The following is a 19132-nucleotide window of genomic DNA, read 5'->3' on the forward strand; positions in this document are numbered from 1 at the left end:
ACAGAAGGGCGTTGACTTCAGCCCCGCCCGACCGGTAGGGTTCAACTCGGCGGATTTTCCGCCCCGTTCATCCTCTCCACAAGAGAGACTGTTCGGCCGCGCCAGAAGTGTGTCCACCATCAGATTTCTCGCACTCCAAGTATTCCCGTAATCGCCGCCACTCTGCGTCCACCCAAGACACTGGCGGAACACCAAGCGGACCCATTACCGTGGTTCGGCGTAAGCGAAAAGCAACTCGCCCACGGGGGGTTCTCCATGTCCAAATTCAGCCCCGTGCACAAAATTCAACCGTTATGACATCGCAGGGGGCTCACATTTTCATGGACGGACAGAGCGACGACGATTACATGTTTTCGGGTCGCGACCTGAGTGCTTTCACTTTGACCATCACGATGGCGAAGAGCAAGGCGGAGGTAGCAAGCATCATCCAGCGGTTCGAGACGACCGAGGAGTACTTCTCCGACAACTTCCCCGACCTGGCCAAGAAGGTCGCGGACCTGCCTGACGAGACCCCTCCCACCCCTGAGTGAAGTCCCCCACCATCACCAACGTTGCTGGTCACGGAGCATCGAAGTCCCCATCTCTGCGAGAGCGTGGGGCTCGGACGCCCGGAGACGGCCGCAGCACGACGGAAGCGGATGGGCCGGCGAGACGTACCGCCGGCCCGGCGCTCCCCATTTCCTTCCGGACCATTACGCCAACAGGAGTGCTGGAGCAATGTCACCGTCGTCCTCCTCCGTGATCCAAACCGTTCTCGAACAATCCACCCGAGTCCTCCAGACCTATTCCGTCGACCCGGGCCTCGTGGCCGAGCACGCCAATGGCGAACGCCGTATCACCCAAGGCGGATACGGCGACCGTCAGCTTTTCGAGCTTGTTCAGAACGCGGCCGACGAGATCGCCGCCGAGCCCGGTGGAAGAGTCCATGTGGTCCTCACAGGGACCCATCTGTACTGCGCGAACGAGGGAAGTCCGGTCACCGCCGAAGGTGCGGAAACAATTCTCCGGATGAGCATGTCGAAAAAGCGCGGAGGCCAGATCGGCCGCTTCGGCGTGGGCGTGAAGTCGGTGCTCGTGGTGACCGACGCACCTGAATTCTTCAGCAGTTCCGGGAGTTTCGGTTTCGACCGTGTCTGGTCGTACGACCAGATCCGTTCCGTGCCCGATGTGACCGCCCGATACGGTCAGGAATTCGACGCGCCCGTGCTGCGTATGGCCCGCCCGCTCGACATGGCGGCCGAGCGTGCCGGTGATCCCGTTCTGCACGAGCTGCTGTCCTGGGCGACCACTGTCGTCCGTCTGCCGTTGCTCCCCCGGGCCGACGACCGGCTGGGCAAGGACATGCACGGAGGCCGGGCCAAGGACCACGGCCTGCCCCGCGCCGAGTTCCCCACCGGTTTCCAGCTCTTCTCCCCGCACGTCGCGACAGTCGTCCTGGAGGACCGCCGTCCCCGGCCCGTGGCTCGTCGGGTCCTGACGACACGACAGTCCGGCGATCTGCACACCGTGATCGAGGAGAGGACCGGGAAATCCACCGCATCCGAGGAGTGGAGGGTGTTCACCACCTCCCACGAGCCGGGGCCGTCCGCCCGCGAGGACGCGGGAGAACTCCACGACCGGCTCTCCCTCGATCTCTCCTGGGCCGTCCCGGCCCTCCGCGAGGACCCGGAGAGCGGTCTGTACGTCAACTCGCAGATCCGTGGACGCGGCACGTTCTGGTCCTTCTTCCCCACGAAGTACGAGATGTCGTTGAGCGGCATCGTCAACGGCGCGTGGAAGACGAACGAGGACAGACAAAACCTCCTGGATTCCTCCCCCTTCAACCAGGAGATGATCAGGGTCGCCGCGGCTCTGGTCGTCGACTCTCTCCCCGCTCTCGCCCCCGTGAAGGACCCCGGCGCCTACCTCCCCCTGCTTCCCGGCCGTGCCAAGGAGACGATCAGCTGGGCCGACGATTTTCTGACCCGGGAGATCTGGGCCTGCGCCGCGGTCCGTCCGTCGCTGCCCGACCAGGACGGCGTGTTGCGCGTCCCCACCGAGTTGCGAGTGCACCCTCGGCTCGACAAGGACCCGAAGAAGACGACCGGTTGGCTCCGGGTGTGGCACAGCTGCCCGGGGCGCCCCTCGGACTGGTTGCATCCGTCCGCCGAGGTCGACACCCTGCGCTCCGGAAAGGTCCAGCACATCCTGGACGCGGCCGGCCACACGCGGTCGGAGGTCCGTGCCTGGCTGGAGGCCCTGGTGGAGGCGGGCGGTGTCGATGCCTCCGCGGTGGCGATCCGGATCCTCGCCGACATGGTCGAGTCCCGTTCTCCGTACGCCGAGGAAGCACGCAAGGCGCACATCGTGCTCACCGACGAACACGGACTCGTACCGCCCACGCCCGGTCGAGTGTTTCGTCGTGCCGACCAGGACGGGCTGCCCGAGTCCACGGTGTACGTGGTCGACGCACTCGCGCAGGACCCGTCGCTCGCCTACGCGCTCAACGTCCTCGGGATCCGCGAGGCCGATATCGAGGGACGCTTCGTCAGCGTCCTGGACCAGGGCTTCGACGGCTACCGGGGAGCGGAGTGGGAGCGGTTCTGGCAGCTGTTCCGCCTGGGCGGGGTCCGTCGGTTGGGGCACAAGGTGCTGGAGCGGGTGACCACACCTCGTGCGACCCTGCATGTGCGGACCGTCGACGGGCGCTTCCGCCCGGTCGAGGACTGCATGGTGCCGGGCCCGGTGGTCGACGCCGGACGCGACAGGACTGTGGCCGTGGACATGTCCTTCCACTCCGACGACGTGCCCTTCTTCACGCAGATCGGCCTGGTGGACCATCCCGTCTCGGGGGTTCAGCCCAAGGAAGGAGAGGCCTGGTTCGACGAGTATCGGGAAGCCGTCCACGCCGCCTATCTGCGCGGTCTCGACAGCCGTGCTCCTCGTCCCACGCTGAACCGGATGAAGGTGGAGGGCGCCCCGATCGGTGGTCCCCTGCACCTCTTCCGCGTGCTCTCCGAGGAGTCACGCGCGGCCTTCCTCAAGGCGCTTCCCGACGATGCCGTGGTCGACAATTGGACCCGTCAGATCGGCGCGCAGAGCGCGACACGACAGGCCGTCGTCTCCCCGATCCGCTGGATGCTGCGAAAGTACGGGACCGTCGCCACCTCCCAGGGGCTCAAGCCGCTGGGCGAGGCCGTCGGGTCCCAACTGGGCGCCTACCGCGATGTCCTGCCGGTGGCCGACCTCTCCGCCGAGAAGGCCCGCAAGCTGCGCCTCCCCGCCACGATCGACGAGGTTCCGGGCGATCGTTGGGAGACACTCCTAGACCAGGTGTCCCACAGCGAGGACGACGCGTTCGTCGGGGCCACCTACGTGATGCTGACCAGGGTCGGCGCGGACTTCCCCGAGGACTCCCTCACCCGCTGCCGGATCGGTGACACCTGGGACACGCGTCCGGACGGTGAGATCACCGTCGCCGTCGGGGCGGTCGAGTACCGGGCCCTGCGCGCCGAGCGGCTTCCGGCACTGCTGATGCCGAGTGTCGGGGACGCCGAGCTGATGGTCGAGAAGTGGGGCATGCTGCGCCACGCCGACGTGATCAGCAAGGAGACCCGGGAGGTCCTCGACGGCGACCCCGTGCCACTGGTCGAGGTGTACCCCGGTCTGCGGCTGCGCCTCAACAGCTCGAACCGCAACAGCCTCGTGCAGCGCTGCACCGAACTGGAGGAGATCACCCGCACTCCCAACGGCACGCATGCCTCACCACTGGACGCGGTGCGACAGGACACCATGGTCAAGGTCCGGGTACCGCTGGATTCCGAGCCTATGTTGCGTCTGATCGACCGTGAACTCGGGCTGGGGCTCGGCGCGTCCGGTTGCCGGGCCGTGCTAGAGCACCAGGAGCAGATGGCGCGGGACAGCGCGCTGCAGGCTGCCCGCAAGGCCGTGCGCGCCACCGACGACGTGGTGACGAAGATCGAGCTGCTGATCGGCGCGGAAGCGCTCCGGGCCGGTCTGCCCGACGGGCTCGTGGAAGCCGAGAAGCACGAGACCGGAGGGGCGGAGCCGTCGGGCCACCGGATCGCCCAGATGTCGTTCAACTCCCATGGGGACGGTGTGCTCAATCACCACGCCAGGGACATCCAGGCCCGGTTCCCGGATGCGCCGCTCTCCTACAGCGGCTCGCCGTCCGCTGTCGCCTTCGTGTCGAACCTGCGGCTCCCGGCCGCCTTCGCGGGCTCGAAGACCCCGGCCCCACCGTCCACCGAGACCGTCGACGGCCCCCGGGACTTCCCGAGCCTCCACGAGTACCAGGAGGATCTGGCCCGCAACATCACCACCATGCTCGACCGGCTGGCGCCCCAACGCGGCATGCTCTCCCTGCCCACCGGTGCCGGAAAGACCCGGGTCACCTCCGAGGCCGTAATTCGCTGGGTCAAGCGCGTCGGGGATCTGAAGGGACCGATCCTGTGGATCGCCCAGTCCGACGAACTGTGCGAACAGGCCGTACAGAGCTGGAAGTTCGTCTGGAGCAAGGTCGGTGCGGAGTGCCCACTGACCATCAGCAGGCTCTGGGGCGGCAACGAGATCGGCGACGTCGTCGAACATCCGCATCTGGTGGTCGCCACGGACGCCAAACTGGAGCGGTGCCTGGAGGCCGACGGGTACGCGTGGCTGCGTGAGGCCTCGCTCGTGATCGTGGACGAGGCCCACACAGCCATCTCCAAGCGGTACACCGGCGTCCTCGGCCAGTTGGGGCTCACCCAGTACGAGACCAAGCGACACCTGCTCGGTCTGACCGCCACCCCGTTCCGCAACACGAACGAGGACGAGACCCGCAGGCTGGTGATCCGCTTCGGAAACCGGCGACTCGACGAGGGCGTCTTCCCGTCCGGTGATCCCTATCGGGACCTGCAGAAGTGGGGAATGCTCGCGCAGGTCGAACACCGCACCCTGGAGGGCGGCCACATCGAGCTGACCCGTGAGGAGAAGGATCAGGCCGACCGGATGGCGATGCTTTCCCCGGCCGCCGAGCAGCGGCTGGCCGACGACCACGCGCGCAGTCGCCGTATCGTCGACGCGATCGCCGGCCTCCCGAAGGACTGGCCGACCCTGCTCTTCGCCACCTCCGTGGACCACGCCAAGTACCTGGCGGCCATGCTCAACGACCAGGGGATCCAATCCGCGGCCGTGGACGCCACCACCAGTACCCAGGAGCGGCGGCGGAGGGTGGAGGAGTTCCGCAATGGACGCATTCGGGTCCTCACCAACTACGGTGTCCTGACCCAGGGTTTCGACGCTCCGGCCACTCGGGTCGTGGTGGTCGCCCGCCCGGTCTACAGCACCAACCGCTACCAACAGATGATCGGTCGTGGTCTGCGCGGCCCGAAGAACGGCGGCAAGGACACCTGCCTGATCCTCAACGTCAGCGACAACATCGCCAACTTCGACACCAAGCTCGCTTTCACACAGTTCGAGCACCTCTGGAGCCGTAAGTGACCGACGCCTACCTCGACAGTCCCCCACTCACCGACGAGCAGCGGACGGTCGTCGAACAGCCTTGGGACGCACGGGTCCTGGTCACCGCCGGGGCCGGTGCGGGCAAGACCCACACCCTGGTACGTCGGCTCGACGCGCTGTGCGGGAACGAGGATCCGGAGGCAGCTCTGGAGGCCGCCGAGATCCTGGTGCTCACGTTCTCCCGGGCGGCGGCCAGGGAGCTGCGTGAACGGATCACCCGGCACGGCGAACGCGCCCATCGGGTGCGCGCCCGGACGTTCGACGCCTGGGCCTACGAGGTGCTCCTGCAGTCGCGTCCGGACGTCGAGTGGGGAACGGTCGCCTTCGACGAGCGGATCGCCTCCGCCGCACAGGCGGTCGAGAAGGGCGCGTTGGAGATCGGCGACGCCGTCCCGCCCGCGCACGTCGTGATCGACGAGGTGCAGGATCTGCTGGGCGGGCGCCGTGAGTTGGTGGAGGCGCTCCTCGATCGGTATCAGGAGAGTTGCGGCTTCACCGTGGTCGGGGACGCGGCCCAGTCCGTGTACGGGTTCCAGATCGAGGATCTCGCTGAACGGGCCGACGAGACGGGCCGGTTCTTCGACTGGCTGCGCTGCTCCTACCCCGACGACCTAGTGGAGCTGCGACTCACCCAGAACTTCCGCGCCACCACCCCCGAGGCCCGGGTCGCGTTGGCGTACGGTCCCCGCCTCCAGCGGCTCGACGACCCGAGCGAGGCGGAGAACCTCTACGACGGACTGCGCGACCTGCTCCTGGACCCGGCGAACGGCATGAGCGACCTCGACGACGCGTTCACCCTGGCAGGCCTCAGGGACCTGACCGACACCTGCGCCGTCCTCACCCGTGACAACCAACAGGCCCTCGTGGTCTCGGAGTTGTTGTACACACACGGTGTCGAGCACCGGTTGCGGCGCCCGCTCGAAGAGCGCCCGGTGCCCTACTGGGTGGCCGAGCTGCTGCGCCGTACGGAGGCGACCGGCCTCACCGAGGACCGGTTCTCCTCCCTGCTCGCGGAGATCCCTCTGCCGTACTCACCGGACGCCGGCACACTGTGGACAATGCTGCGTCGGGTGGCGCGTGGCGCCGGACGCGGTGTACTGGACGTGGACCGGTTGCGCCGTGCGGTCGCGGAGGGCCGGTTCCCCGACGAGGGGGCCGACCCGGAGACGGCGCGGATCGTCGTCTCAACTGTCCACCGGGCCAAGGGCCTTGAGTTCGACCGGGTGGTGGTCCTGTCCCCGCCGACCGTCGCAGATCTCCACAAGCGGTACAAGGACGGACTGGACCTCCCTGCCGAGGCCCGCGCCCTGTACGTGGCGATGACTCGTCCTCGCCAGGACCTGTACCACGTGACGCCGCCCGAGCTGCCGCACTTCAAGAGGGCGGGCAGGCGGCACGACGGCCGCCTCTTCCTGAGTTCGTGGCGGTCGTACGACAGGTTCGGGATCGTCGCCGCAGCGGGCGACGTGAGCCGGGACGACCCTCCCGGTCACGGGACGGACGCCGCGGCCACCCAGGCTTATCTTCTGGACCGGGTCCGCCCCGGTCAGGAAGTGGTGTTGCGCAGACGGCACGACCTGCCCATGGGCGATTCGCAGAGCCCGCCGTACGTCCTTCTGCACGACGGCCGGGAGATCGGGGAGACGTCGCGTCGGTTCCGTGCGGGGCTGTTCCAGGTGCAGAAGGTCAGCCGCACCTGGGAGCCTCGGTGGCCCGACGAGATCCACGGCCTGCGGATCGACACACTGGAGACGGTGACGGGCAGCATCGCCGCCGGGGCCAACGCGGGACTCGGTGACCGGGGCGTGTGGATCGCCCCGCGGATCACCGGTATCGGCCGGTACCGCCGGGCCGCCATGGACGAGGAGCAGAACGCATGACACACGGGGCAGGCCGGCACTCCGAGCACTACCGGGTGCGTGACGAGGAGCTTCTGGCGGGACTCCGCCGTGAACTGCTCGGCCCTTCTCCGGACGCGGCACCGGAGGAACGCGAGGAGATCCTCGCCCAGGACGCGCCCATGGACCGCTATCTGACCGGTGTGCTCTATCCGCGTGCCACGAAGGCGGTCAGGGACGAGAACGCTGCCGAGGTGGACGGTCTGGACGTCGCTCCGGAACTCCGGCGCGAGGACTCCGAGGAGTCGGGAACGGCGCGGGAGGTCGCGGCTGCCGGGGATCGGCGTCCATCCTCCATGGGTCTGACCTTCGCGGTCGACCCGTCCGAGAGCGGCTCGATCGTGGTGTCGTCGCGCGCGGCCGTCTACGTGCCGACCGACGCCGACGGCAGGCCGATCTCGGCCGGTCGTGCCGAGGCCCGCACCACCGCGGACCAACGGGAGCAGTGGCGCCGCAAGGAGCTCGATCTCCCGGACCTCACGATCGATGTCACGACGCCCGACGGCGACAGGCGGGTGGACCTGGACGAGAGGGTCCAGCTCCGGGTGAACGTCCGCCGCCTCGACCATGACAGCGGTACGGTCACGATCACTGTCACGCTGGTCAACACCCAGAAGGTGGGCGAGCGGGACCTCCAGGACGCCTTCGCCCTGTTCCAGTGCGCCCTGACGGTCCGGGCCGCCAACGGTTCCAGCGCCTTCGTCGAACGTCCCGCCCGGGGCGCGGCGCATGATCCGGAGATGGCCACGAGCAGGCTGCTGAACCGTCACGCCCCGACCTTCGCGGTCGGTCACGGCTGCGCAGCGGCCTGGGACTGGACGCCCGCGCAGATCGGCGTGAACGAGACCGTGCGGGCCGCCGTCCCCGAGATCCGAAGCGTGTTCGTCCCCACCGTGGAGGTGCTGCTCACCGACTCCAACCCGGAGATCGACAGCTCGGCGCTGTCCATGCTCGCTCTGGCGGAGCGGCCCAACATCGAGGTTCTGGCCGCCCTGGAGAACCTCGCCTCGGGCTACGAACTCTGGATCGACCGGAAGACGGTCGAAGCGGACGCCCTGGTCGGCAGCCCGCACGAGAAGCCCGCGCGGGAGCAGGTGGCGGCCTGCCGCGAGGCGCTCGACCGGATTCGTGAGGGCATCGGACTGTTGCGGACCGAGCCCGATCTGATGCGGGCGTTCCGGCTCGCCAACCGGGCCATGGCTGACCAACGGGCCCGCAGCGTCTGGGTGAAGAACGGGCGCCAGGGTGCCCCCGACCCGGCCGCGGGCCGTTGGCGCCCCTTCCAGATCGCGTTCATGCTGCTGTGTCTGGCCGGGATCGAGAACCCGGAACACCGCGACCGGGGAGTCTCCGACCTTCTGTGGTTCCCCACCGGTGGTGGCAAGACCGAGGCGTATCTGGGGCTGATCGCTCTCACCTCCTTCCTGCGCCGCATCCGGCGCGGCCCGAAGGGCGGTGGTGTCACCGTCCTCATGCGCTACACGCTGCGGCTGCTCACCCTCCAGCAGTTCGAACGCGCGGCGATCCTGCTCTGCGCCATGGAGCAACTACGGCGACGCACACCCGAGTTGGGGAGTGAGGAGTTCTCCGTCGGCATGTGGGTGGGGCGTTCAGCCACGCCCAACAAGCTCGCCGAGGCCGACGTCAGGCTCGCGGAGCTGCGCGCGAACCTGGACAAGCGGCTCGCCACCGAGAACCCGGTCCAACTGCACGTCTGCCCCTGGTGCGGGACCCGCCTCGACGCCCGGAACTACGAGGTCGACGAGGCGGCACGGCGGATGCGTGTCCGTTGCCCCGGGGAGGGCTGCGACTTCGCCGACGGGCTGCCCGTCCACCTGATCGACGAGGCAGTGTACGCCGCACGGCCGACGCTGGTGATCGCCACCGTCGACAAGTTCGCGTCGATGCCGTGGCGCCCGGAGACCTCCGCTCTCTTCAACCTCGACGACCCGGACGACACCACTCCTCCCCCGGAGTTGATCGTCCAGGACGAACTCCACCTGATCTCGGGCCCGTTGGGGACGCTCACGGGCCTGTACGAGACGGCTGTCGACGCGCTCGCCGGCCATCCCAAGGTGATCGCTTCCACAGCCACCATCCGTCGGGCCGCCGACCAGGGTCTGCATCTCTTCGACCGGCAGGTGCACCAGTTCCCGCCCGCCGGTCTGGACGCCCGCGACTCGTGGTTCGCCGTGGAGACCCCCCGCGAGGAGAAGGCGAGCAGGCGCTACGTCGGCCTGCTGGCACCCGGCACCAGCCAGTCCACCCTGTTGATCCGCACGTACGCGACGCTATTGCACCGGGCCATGCAGGCGCGGACCACGGACGAGGTGCGTGACGCGTACTGGAGTCTGGTCGGCTACTTCAACAGTCTCCGGCTGCTCTCCGCCGCCGAACTCCAGGTCCACGACGACGTGATGGCCTACCTCGAAGTGCTCGCGGAGCGCGAGGGCGTGACGGTCCGTCAGATCGCCAACTACTCGGAGTTGACCAGCCGGATCGACGCCAGCGAGATCCCCACCCGCCTGAAGGGCATCGAGAAGAGGCTCCCCGACGAGGACACCGTGGACGTGCTGCTCGCCACCAACATGATCGCGGTGGGCGTGGATGTGGACCGTCTCGGCCTGATGGCGGTGATGGGTCAGCCACAGACCACCGCCGAGTACATCCAGGCCACCAGCCGCGTCGGCCGCGCCCACCCCGGTCTGGTCGCGGTGATGCTCAACTCGGCCCGCTCCCGGGACCGTTCGCACTACGAGAGCTTCCAGCACTACCACTCGGCGCTCTATCGCGAGGTTGAGTCCACGTCCGTCACACCATTCTCCGCGCGTGCCCGTGATCGGGGGCTGCACGCGGTGATCGTGGCACTGGCCCGCATCCTGATCCCGGCCGCCCGCCCCAACGAGGGCGCGGGCGCGGTCGATTCCTACGAGGACGTCCTGCGAGGGCGTATCAAAACGGTGCTCCTGGAGCGCGCCCATGGAATCGCCCCGGAAGAGGAGAACGCCGTGTCCCGGGCCTTCGACGATTTTGTCGCCTGGTGGTGCGAAGAGGCCGACATCCACAACGGTCTGCTCTTCGAGCCTCTCAGGGGCCGTCACACCCCTTCGCTCCTGAAGGCCTTCGACGACAAGGCGGAGGCCGCCGAGGCGTGGCCCACGCTGTGGAGCCTGCGCGACGTCGACGCCGAGTCCGCCCTGTTCCTGGAGGGAACCAGATGACCCCGCCGCCCGCCCGCCGTCGCCGCACCGGCGACAACGGCACCGCGCCCACCCACAACCTTCCGCGGCGCGGCGCCGTCCGTCGCGCACAGGCAATCACCACGTACGGCGTCGGATCGCTCATCGCGGTGGACCACGAATCCTTCGTCGTCTCGGGCCTGGACAGCGCCGAAACGAGTTGGGGCGCCGACGAATCCCCCCGGGTCCATGAACGCCGGCTGGAGCGGCTGCTCGAAGTCGACCACTTCCGGCTGCCCCCGGCCTCCGACGACCACAGCAAGGACGGAGTACGGGTCCGCCGCTTCCCCCTGATGCACTCCTGCCCTGAGTGCAACGAACTCCAACGACACCGCGACTTCAACCCGCCGCCGGGCCGAAGCGTCTGCGGCACGTGCGAGGTCGATCTCGTGCCCTCCCGTTTCGTGGTGGCGTGCGAGAACGGGCACCTCGGGGAGTTCCCCTACTGGCAGTGGGTGCACCGCTCCACCGAACGAGGCGCCTCCGCACCGGGACAGTGCGGCGGCCGACTCAAACTCCGCACGTCCGGCCGCACTTCATCACTCCGGTCGATCCTCGTCTCGTGTACCTGCGGCAACGCCCCCGAGGTCTCGATGGAGGGTTCCTTCCGCCGGAACGCGCTCAAGGACCTGGGCCTCAAGTGCTGGGGCACCCGCCCATGGCTCGGTTCCACCGCCCCCGCGCAGGAGTGCGGGTTGGCCCTGCGCACGCTCCAGCGCGGTTCCTCGGCGGTGTGGCAGTCGGTTCAGAAGTCGGCGCTCTCGATCCCGCCATGGAGCGACAGCCGTACGGATCCGCTGGCGGAACACTGGAACGCGTTGCGAAGCAGGCACGACAGCCGCGAGCGAGTCCAGGACTATCTCGATGGAGCGTTCCGGGAAGGGTGCCCCATCCCGCTGGACGAGGTGATGGCGCTGCTCGCCGCCGAGCGCGAGGAGGACCCCGACAGCGAGACGCCTCCCTCGTTCGACCATCGCTACCGTGCCCTGCGCGTCAAGGAGTACGAGAGCCTCAGCTCAGGCAACGAGTCCAGCGAGGACTCACGCAAGGAGCAGTTCATCTGCGAGACCCCGCTGGGCGACAGCGGCCTACTCGCCCCGCTCGGTGTCACGGGCCCGATGCTCGTCAAGAAACTCCGCGTGGTTCGCGCGCTGAAGGCCTTCACCCGGCTCGCCGACCCCGACTCGACGACCGACGCGAAGGAAGTACCGCTGTCCGCGTCCCCCCTGCGCTGGCTTCCGGCCATGGAGGTGCGCGGCGAGGGTGTGTTCCTCCGCCTGTCCGAGGACCGCCTCGGTATCTGGGAGAAGGTCCCGGGCGTGACCGCCCGGATCGAACGGATGCGTTCCGCCCACCAACGGGTGTTGGACCAGCGGGCCAGCGACCAGGGCCAAGCGGTCCCTTCCCCAGCCACTCCCCGCATGGTGCTGTTGCACACTCTGGCCCATGTCCTCATCGACGAGTGGAGCCTGGAGGCGGGATATCCAGCCTCGGCGCTCCGCGAACGCCTGTACGCCGCCGACGACATGGCCGGCGTGCTCGTCTACACGGCGACCAGCGACTCCGCCGGAAGCCTGGGCGGCCTCGTCGCCCAGGGCGAACCCGACCGTCTCGACCAGACGATCCGCTCGGCCGTCCACCGCGCCGAGTGGTGCTCCGCCGACCCACTCTGCGTCGAGACCGAGGCGTCCGGCACCAGCGGCACGAACCTGGCCGCCTGCCACGCCTGCGTGATGCTCCCGGAGACCAGCTGCGAACACAACAACATCCTGCTGGACCGCGCGCTGCTCGTCGGTACCCCGGAAGATTCTCACCTGGGCTTCTTCGCGGACCTACTGCAGCAGTGACATCCGGACGGCCGCGGAGGCATCGACACGGATCGGCACCTTGAACCACCAACGCCTCAGTGGGGTGGGGAACCGGAGCAGCGGCTCACGCTCCGGTTCCGGTCTCCGACCCCACTCACAGTCCTCCCCACTCGTCCTCCATGTCGAATTGGGTCTGCGCACGGTCCAGGACCTCGTCCACATCACCCCCATGCGCCCTGAGCCAGCGAAGAAAGTCCGTCATGGCAGCGACCATCGCTTCTTCGGCTGTCGCCCTGATCAGCCTGCTCGAACTCACCTCGCAAGACAGCTTTGCCGCCACGTAGAGGGTCAACAGCGCCTCGGCCCGTGTGACGCCCGCATCGTCGACATGTCCGCTCGGCGAGGTGAGCCTCGTCTCCAACTCACACCAGGTCACCTTTCGGTCAGGGCAGAGGAGGACACCCCATCGGTCGGCGACCGCGTCGACGAGGGCCATGCCCCGTCCTCCCTCGGCGTCGGAGGTCGCCTCGACGAGGGTGGGCAGGGCTCGCGTGTCGGGGTCGTGCACCTCGATGCGCAGACAGGTGCCGTTCATGGAGACCACGAGCGTGGCCGGGGTGCCCGCGCCCACATGCGTGATGACGTTGGACACCAACTCACTCACGCAGAGTTGGGCCCCGTCAGTGACGTCGTGCAGTCCCCAGAGCCCAAGATGGTGCCGCATGATGCGGCGCAGGGCTGCCACTTCCTCGGGATCCGCCGTGAAGGCCAGGTCCCACGGCTTTCGTGACATACACGCTTCCTGGATCACCAAGACTCCTCTCGTCGCATGCCATCTCCGCATGATCAGCGGAGCGTTGTACGCCTTCACAGTGAGTGGCGTCGTCGACTAGAGTGGCGCCGGCATATCCCGTCGTGCAATGTGCAGGAAGAGATTCCCACTTCCGAGTGATTGGCACGCAGAGGTCTTGGCGCGAGACTGAACACCCGCTATTCGACAGATGGTTGAGAGGGTTGAGATGGCCGGTTCACCGACGGCACGCCGTCGCCGTCTCTCGATCGAGCTGAAGAAGCTCCGAGAGAAGAGCGCACTCACCTGCGCACAGGTCGGCCAGGCCCTGGACTGGAGCGGCTCCAAGGTCAACCGTATGGAGACGGGCAGCGGCCGGGTCCAACCATCGGACATCGATGCCCTGTGCCGGTTCTACGACACGACCGACGAGCTGCGTGAGTTCCTCAAGTCGTTGGCCCGGGAGGCCAAGACGCGCGGCTGGTGGCAGGTGCACGGCGCCGGCGTCCCTGAGTGGTTCAACATCTACATCGGGCTGGAGCAGGATGCCTCCACGTTCCGTCAGTACCAGTGCGAGTTGATCCCGGGACTCATGCAGACCGAGGCGTACATCGGTGAACTCCACAGGACGGGAGCCCACATGTCCGTCGAGGACATCGACCGGGCCGTACAAGTGCGCATGGAACGCCAGGCCATGTTGACGCGGCCCGACGCCCCCGACGCCTGGTTCGTCGTGAACGAGGGCGCACTGCGCAACGTCATCGGGGACCGGGCACTGATGCGGGAGCAACTTGAACGCGCCATGGAATCAGCCGAGTTGCCGAGCGTGACCCTGCAGATCCTCCCCTTCGACTCGGGCACATATCCCGCCACGGGTACGTTCACCATGCTGGGCTTCCCCGCTCCGGAAGACGCGGACCTGGTGTACCGGGACGGCATCACCGATGCCGTGTACCTGGAGGGCGAGCATCATGTTCGTGAGTACACAAGGGCATTCGACGGCTTGCGAGCCGCGGCCCTGAGTCCTCAGCGCTCCACCCAGTTGATCAAGTCCGTTCTGAAGGAATACGCAAGGTGAGCATTGCAGAATCCAGGGACCACGGCCGTCTGGCGTGGTTCACGTCGTCCTACAGCAACGGCGCCGGAGGTGAGTGCGTCGAGTGCGTAATGGCCGAAGAGCGTGCCCTCGTACGCGACTCCAAAAGTGAGACAGGCCCCGTCATCGCCGTTGGTCGCGGCGCATGGTGCGCCTTCCTGGTTGTCCTGAAACACGGACGTTTGGCGCACTGACGAGGGAATCTCCACAGCGGCAGTCGTTCCGCTGTAGGACACTCCTCATAAGACAGTGAATAGCAAGGAGCAGACGATCGTGAGCGCACAGTACGCGGAAACGCCTGGACCTGCGGCGCTGCCGTTGAAGACCATCGGCGACATTCGGGCCGCCCTTCGGGCCGGACATGGCTTTCCGGGCGACCGGGAGTCCTTCGAAGCAGATCTTCAGCGCGCCCTTGAGGCATCGTCGGAGACGGACCTCAACGCTGTCGCCGCGGTAATCGTCGACTACCGGGGCAGGATCCGCCTCTACCAAGACCCCGACTTCGACATCGCCGTGCAGGAGGGCATCGACCTCGCGGCGGGGTTGAAACGGGAGGCACGGGGCCTGTGAGCGGCGTAATCGCGGCCGTGACGGTGCGGGCAGCAGAGCGGGCGAAGGCTCTCGGAGCCGAGCAGTCACTGGAGACACTCCGGCAGGAACTGGAACAAGTGCCCAGACTCGGAGTCCTGCTCGGGCCACCCCGTCAGGACGGCGCCGAAATCCGCAAGACGAGAATCGAACCCCGAGGCGGAGTCCCGGGGCTGGCAGTGGCGTACGTGTATACACCGGCGCCCCCGCCTCCCACAGTGGCCATCGTCGCGGTGACCCCTGACGACGGCGTTCCGGCTGAGTGATTCCTCGCCGTATCTTCCAGGCCAAGGTCCTCGACGTCGGCCCGACCATCATCGGCGATGACGTCTGCCGATGCCCGAGGGCCGAATGCCGCGGCATCTCACGCCACACCCAAGCGGCCAAGTCATAGGCTCACTCTCAGGCATGCCGCCCCCACTGCCCCCGGTGAACAACATCCCCCACACCACGCCGCCGTTCCGCGACCCGGGCACCCTGCTCGGGAACATCCTCAGCCCGGTACCCCACCGTGATCCCACCGATCGGGTCGTACTCGTCCGGCACCCCGAACTCCGCCCGGAACGGCTGCAGATGCTCCGGCATGATCCCGAAGAAACAGGCACCAAGCCCTTCGTCGACCGCGGTCAGAAGCATCAGCAGGGAGGCCATTCCCGTGTCGATGTACCAGTACGGCGCGGGCCAGCGGGCCTCGGCGCGGTCCTCCCAGCCCTTGTCGGGTTCGGCGTAGCGCGCCAGGTAGGCAGCCTTGTGCGCCAGGGGTACGACGACCAGCGGAGCGTCCTGCATGGTCGGAGTGTTCTCGACCCGGGTGGGGACGAACGGCCAGAAGCGGGCGCGGTCGGCCGGATCGGTCAGGACGAGGAACGCCCAGCCCTGGGAGAAGCCGGCCGAGGGGGCTCGCAGCGCGGAGGCGAGGACGCGTTCGATCACCTCCGGGGTCAGCGGCTTGTCGGAGTAGTGACGGATCATGCGTCGCCGGCGGACCACCTCGGAGAATTCCATGTCGGCAGATCCTGCCACGAACTCACCGTTCTCCGGGGGCTGTTGATCTGCTGGTTTCACCTCGCTCGTCCAGCCCCTCGTCGAGGATCAAGGCGCTCCGCTGACGCAGACCGAACCGTTGGGCCGGCCGGATCGCCCGATGGATCGGCGCCAACACTCCTGTACCCGCAGAACATCGGAGCCGCAAGATCAAGTACCCCACTACCGGAATATCTCCATGGCGTCATAGACGCAGGTCGGCCGACCGCCCTAGCGTCAAGCCCGAGGTAGTGAGCGGCCTTGCCCAACGTGAAGGGGTAAAGATGACGCGTGAAGAACTGACCCGGCTGACCGGCAACGGGAACGGGAACGGGAACGGCGAGTGTGGGGGCGATGACTGCCCCAACGTCTACCGAACCGCCTCGGGGTCATTCGTGATCCAGGGGGGTGTGTCGAGCGCGTTCGACCCGCCGACAGGGGAAGCGCTCGTGGAGATCCCGGAGGCGGTTCTGAAGGAGGCTGTCCGTGCTCTTGGCTGGTGACGACTGGCGGCGGATGTTCGACGGCATGGAAGAGGAGGCTTGGCGCCTGGAGACTCTGCCCGTCTACCGCGTGCCTCAGGAGGAAGCGGCGATAGGTCGGTTCCTGACCGGGGAGCCAGTCACGCGCGATGCCACTCAGCCTTGGTTCGACCGGGTCAAGGCGTACGTGGCCGACGGTCGCAGCGTGGGGCGGGTACACATCGTCGCTCAGCCCCTCTCGGACTATCTCCGCTTCGAGTTCGAGCACTACCGGCACAACGTCGAAGCCGGGGAGGCCGTCCGCATCCTTGACGTGACCAACGGCGCCAACCCCCTCACTGGTGTGCAGGACTTCTGGATGTTCGACCGTTCTCAGATCGTGCTCATGCACTATGAGCAGGATGGAACTCAGATCAGCCGGGAGATATACGAGGGTGACCCTGAGCCGTTCCGGGAGTATCAGCGCATTGCCCTCGCGAAGTCGGTGCCCTTCGAGGAGTACGTGAAGGGCCTTGACGCTTGATCCTCAACAGCTAGGGCAATCAAAAGCAGACCTGGCTGAGACGCTGAGAACGCTGCGCAAGCGAGCTGGACTGTCCCAAGTCCGGCTCGCCTCGCGTTGCAATATGTCCCAATCAAAAATCAGCAAGATCGAAACGGGCGAGATCACACCCAGCCTGATCGATGTCGAACTCATCCTGCGGGCTGTCAATGCCCCTGACGAGTTGGTTGCCGAAGTCACGGCACTTGCTCGGCTGGCGAATACCGAATGGCAACCCATCCGCTCATCGTGGCGGCGCGGCCTGGAGAAGCGTCAGGCGGAGTTGGCCGGCCTGGAGGCCGAGGCCAAGAAACTCCGCTACTTCCTGCCCTCAATGATCACAGGCTTGTTGGCGACGCCCGAGTACATCCGGGCCAGTCTCGAATACTCGCCCGGAGATGTATCGAAGGCCGTGGCACGGAAGTTGGAGCGGCAGGCGGTGCTCTACGACACCAAGAAGCACTTCACGTTCCTGCTCACAGAGCAGGCCGTCAGGTGGGCCGCGATCCCTCCCTCACCTATGGCTGTACAGATCGATCACTTGGCTTCCCTGTCTCACCTGCCCAACATACGAATGGGCCTCATACCCATGGGCACGATCATAAGCCGTGGCCCTATGAATACTTTTACGGTCTATGACGAGAGGCTGGCCACGGTCGAGACGTTCACCGGGCGAACCGTCTTTCGTGACTCTCGGGACATTACCGAACACCTGGCTGTGTTCAAGCAGTACGAGCAGAGAGCCCAGTTCGGAGAGTCAGCCAGGACCCTTCTTCAGGAATGGGCAGATCTCTACCGTTGATCTTTAGTAGACAACGAGAATAAAGCTCGCCCACACCCGCTAACCGGTGGAAGATGAATGAGTAATGAAGCCGGGGAGGATGAATGGCGAGCACAGATGAGCCTCACAACTGCGGGCTTTCGGATATCCCGATGGAACCGAAAGCAGTACCAGCATGCAGCGATTGTCTGGGCATTTGCGTGCGTCGATGGAATGCTCGTTCCAGAGGTGATTACAGTGCCGTGTCAGATGCAAATGTGAATCTGCGGCGACACCAGGCACAGGCGCACCCTTCATGAGAAAGGCAGAGGAAGCGGGTCCCCCCCGCCGACCCTCCTTTGATGACCATGCGCGTCTCACGTGATTCCGGACAGAGTTGGGAACCCGAGCGAGCCATCTTGGCGACAGACGACCTCGCTCCCTTGATCACCACGGAATGGCCTCCGTGCAGATGCCAGGGGTGCATGAGACGCAATGGCATCTCCACCTTCTGAGGCACGTGCCTCCAACCCATGAACTCCCGCCCGACAGGGGCGGCGGCGGTCAGGCGTGGCCGCGGCAGTTGAGCAGGAAGGTGCAGTGATGCTGGACGGAAGCGATCTGTACAAGCTGGCTATCGGCGAGGCGTCTTTCGCGAAGGCGTGCGGGGGTCCCTGCACTGAGGGGTGCGTGACCCTTGCCCGAATCGGGGACGACGCCTGGGCCCTCGGGGACAGCAAGCGGCCCGGGGCAGAGCCCCTGCGGTTCACGACGGAGGAACTGACCGCAGCCGGCATCGACCCGACGCGATTCGGGTTGCCTGTCTGACCCTCCCCTCCCCCAGTCGGCCCGGCCCGTTCATCCATGGGGTCCGGGCCGACTGGTCCCACCTGATTCGACCCCCGACGAGGATGAGCGGTGCATCATCACGGCTATCTGTGGGTCGGCCCGAAGGCGCGCTTCGACAATGAAGCCCTACGAAGGCCACCGCATCCTGAGCCACCTCCTGCCGGAAGCAGGCAGGAGGTGATCCAGCGGTATCGCGAGGTGGCGGCGGAGTTCCCCGTCACGGACCTGCCACCTCTGGAGACGGCATATTGGCTCGTCAAACCGCGGTCTCTGATCCACGGCACATGGGTTGAGGCCAAGGAAGCGGCGGCCTGGCTCGGGGATCGGCTGGCTGAGTACACACCTCGGTTCGCCTTCGCGAGAGACCGCGACGCCGGCAATCTGGCACGCCTGGTCAACTCCGCTGCCGAGAGGCTGGATTGGAGTGCCGATGTTTCGCTCGGCTTCTATCTCGAACGGCCCTCTTACCTGTCGCTGGCGGTGGTGACGTGTTCTCCGAATCGTTCTCAGCCTGAACTCGTGTGCCCTGTCCCATCGCTTGAGTAACGGAGATGAC

16 protein-coding genes are annotated in these 19132 nt (G+C 66.8%); 13 read left to right on the forward strand and 3 right to left on the reverse strand.

The window, feature by feature from the left end; all coding sequences use genetic code 11:
* The first annotated feature begins 392 nt into the window (after positions 1–392).
* Positions 393–530 (forward strand): hypothetical protein, encoded by a 138-nt coding sequence (locus AB0I69_RS30070; RefSeq protein ID WP_363098849.1) that lies wholly within the window; start codon positions 393–395, stop codon positions 528–530.
* Between the two features lie 190 nt (positions 531–720).
* Here the strand turns inward: AB0I69_RS30070 and AB0I69_RS30075 are convergent, their stop codons facing one another.
* Positions 721–927 carry a hypothetical protein gene (locus AB0I69_RS30075; RefSeq protein ID WP_363098850.1) on the reverse strand — a complete coding sequence of 69 codons (207 nt, stop codon included), beginning with the start codon at positions 925–927 and terminating at the stop codon, positions 721–723.
* Between the two features lie 87 nt (positions 928–1014).
* Between AB0I69_RS30075 and AB0I69_RS30080 the strand changes: the two genes are divergently transcribed.
* From AB0I69_RS30080 to AB0I69_RS30095, 4 genes are read left to right on the forward strand one after another with little or no spacing between them, the layout of a single operon-like run.
* Positions 1015–5481: a DEAD/DEAH box helicase family protein gene (locus tag AB0I69_RS30080; RefSeq protein ID WP_363098932.1), complete on the forward strand. Its 4467-nt coding sequence runs from the start codon at positions 1015–1017 to the stop codon at positions 5479–5481.
* The gene (locus tag AB0I69_RS30085; protein WP_363098851.1) at positions 5478–7382 is read left to right on the forward strand and encodes a UvrD-helicase domain-containing protein; all 1905 of its coding nucleotides are present in this window, start codon (positions 5478–5480) and stop codon (positions 7380–7382) included. Before AB0I69_RS30080 ends, AB0I69_RS30085 begins: the two co-directional genes overlap by 4 nt.
* Entirely contained in the window at positions 7379–10621 is a 3243-nt protein-coding gene (locus AB0I69_RS30090) for a helicase-related protein (RefSeq protein WP_363098852.1), read from the forward strand. The genes AB0I69_RS30085 and AB0I69_RS30090 overlap by 4 nt, the downstream gene beginning before the upstream one ends.
* The gene (locus tag AB0I69_RS30095; RefSeq protein WP_363098853.1) at positions 10618–12486 is read left to right on the forward strand and encodes a DUF1998 domain-containing protein; all 1869 of its coding nucleotides are present in this window, start codon (positions 10618–10620) and stop codon (positions 12484–12486) included. Before AB0I69_RS30090 ends, AB0I69_RS30095 begins: the two co-directional genes overlap by 4 nt.
* A 115-nt stretch (positions 12487–12601) precedes the next feature.
* Here AB0I69_RS30095 and AB0I69_RS30100 read toward each other — a convergent pair whose 3' ends face one another.
* Complete coding sequence (locus AB0I69_RS30100; RefSeq protein ID WP_363098854.1) at positions 12602–13240, reverse strand: ATP-binding protein; 639 nt, start codon at positions 13238–13240, stop codon at positions 12602–12604.
* 226 nt (positions 13241–13466) lie between these two features.
* Here AB0I69_RS30100 and AB0I69_RS30105 point away from each other — a divergent pair, with 226 nt between their 5' ends.
* The 3 genes from AB0I69_RS30105 (at position 13467) to AB0I69_RS30115 (ending at position 14903) form a co-directional block, all read left to right on the forward strand.
* Positions 13467–14315 carry a helix-turn-helix transcriptional regulator gene (locus AB0I69_RS30105; RefSeq protein WP_363098933.1) on the forward strand — a complete coding sequence of 283 codons (849 nt, stop codon included), beginning with the start codon at positions 13467–13469 and terminating at the stop codon, positions 14313–14315.
* A complete protein-coding gene (locus AB0I69_RS30110) occupies positions 14312–14527 on the forward strand; it encodes a DUF397 domain-containing protein (protein WP_363098855.1) in 216 nt (71 codons plus the stop codon). Before AB0I69_RS30105 ends, AB0I69_RS30110 begins: the two co-directional genes overlap by 4 nt.
* A gap of 79 nt (positions 14528–14606) precedes the next feature.
* A complete protein-coding gene (locus tag AB0I69_RS30115) occupies positions 14607–14903 on the forward strand; it encodes a DUF6247 family protein (protein ID WP_363098856.1) in 297 nt (98 codons plus the stop codon).
* Between the two features lie 420 nt (positions 14904–15323).
* Here the strand turns inward: AB0I69_RS30115 and AB0I69_RS30120 are convergent, their stop codons facing one another.
* Positions 15324–15926: a nitroreductase family protein gene (locus AB0I69_RS30120; protein ID WP_363098857.1), complete on the reverse strand. Its 603-nt coding sequence runs from the start codon at positions 15924–15926 to the stop codon at positions 15324–15326.
* 302 nt (positions 15927–16228) lie between these two features.
* Between AB0I69_RS30120 and AB0I69_RS30125 the strand changes: the two genes are divergently transcribed.
* The 5 genes from AB0I69_RS30125 (at position 16229) to AB0I69_RS30145 (ending at position 19122) form a co-directional block, all read left to right on the forward strand.
* A complete protein-coding gene (locus AB0I69_RS30125) occupies positions 16229–16447 on the forward strand; it encodes a hypothetical protein (protein WP_363098858.1) in 219 nt (72 codons plus the stop codon).
* Positions 16431–16949 carry a DUF6879 family protein gene (locus AB0I69_RS30130; protein ID WP_363098859.1) on the forward strand — a complete coding sequence of 173 codons (519 nt, stop codon included), beginning with the start codon at positions 16431–16433 and terminating at the stop codon, positions 16947–16949. The genes AB0I69_RS30125 and AB0I69_RS30130 overlap by 17 nt, the downstream gene beginning before the upstream one ends.
* The gene (locus AB0I69_RS30135) at positions 16939–17769 is read left to right on the forward strand and encodes a helix-turn-helix transcriptional regulator (RefSeq protein WP_363098860.1); all 831 of its coding nucleotides are present in this window, start codon (positions 16939–16941) and stop codon (positions 17767–17769) included. Before AB0I69_RS30130 ends, AB0I69_RS30135 begins: the two co-directional genes overlap by 11 nt.
* Before the next feature lie 561 nt (positions 17770–18330).
* Positions 18331–18555 carry a DUF397 domain-containing protein gene (locus AB0I69_RS30140; RefSeq protein ID WP_363098861.1) on the forward strand — a complete coding sequence of 75 codons (225 nt, stop codon included), beginning with the start codon at positions 18331–18333 and terminating at the stop codon, positions 18553–18555.
* Positions 18556–18645: 90 nt separating this feature from the next.
* Complete coding sequence (locus tag AB0I69_RS30145; RefSeq protein ID WP_363098862.1) at positions 18646–19122, forward strand: hypothetical protein; 477 nt, start codon at positions 18646–18648, stop codon at positions 19120–19122.
* Positions 19123–19132 lie beyond the last annotated feature (10 nt).

The sequence above is a fragment of the Streptomyces sp. NPDC050508 genome (genome assembly GCF_040655155.1).
In the GTDB taxonomy this organism is placed as follows: domain Bacteria; phylum Actinomycetota; class Actinomycetes; order Streptomycetales; family Streptomycetaceae; genus Streptomyces.

Bases quoted from the DNA above. Each gene is read 5' to 3' on its own strand.
- AB0I69_RS30100 (WP_363098854.1), bottom strand. From the start codon at position 13,240: ATGTCACGAAAGCCGTGGGACCTGGCCTTCACGGCGGATCCCGAGGAA.
- AB0I69_RS30075 (WP_363098850.1), bottom strand. From the start codon at position 927: ATGGACTCTTCCACCGGGCTCGGCGGCGATCTCGTCGGCCGCGTTCTG.
- AB0I69_RS30140 (WP_363098861.1), top strand. From the start codon at position 18,331: ATGCTGGACGGAAGCGATCTGTACAAGCTGGCTATCGGCGAGGCGTCT.
- AB0I69_RS30120 (WP_363098857.1), bottom strand. From the start codon at position 15,926: ATGGAATTCTCCGAGGTGGTCCGCCGGCGACGCATGATCCGTCACTAC.
- AB0I69_RS30095 (WP_363098853.1), top strand. From the start codon at position 10,618: ATGACCCCGCCGCCCGCCCGCCGTCGCCGCACCGGCGACAACGGCACC.
- AB0I69_RS30070 (WP_363098849.1), top strand. From the start codon at position 393: ATGGCGAAGAGCAAGGCGGAGGTAGCAAGCATCATCCAGCGGTTCGAG.
- AB0I69_RS30105 (WP_363098933.1), top strand. From the start codon at position 13,467: ATGGCCGGTTCACCGACGGCACGCCGTCGCCGTCTCTCGATCGAGCTG.
- AB0I69_RS30080 (WP_363098932.1), top strand. From the start codon at position 1,015: ATGTCGAAAAAGCGCGGAGGCCAGATCGGCCGCTTCGGCGTGGGCGTG.
- AB0I69_RS30090 (WP_363098852.1), top strand. From the start codon at position 7,379: ATGACACACGGGGCAGGCCGGCACTCCGAGCACTACCGGGTGCGTGAC.
- AB0I69_RS30125 (WP_363098858.1), top strand. From the start codon at position 16,229: ATGACGCGTGAAGAACTGACCCGGCTGACCGGCAACGGGAACGGGAAC.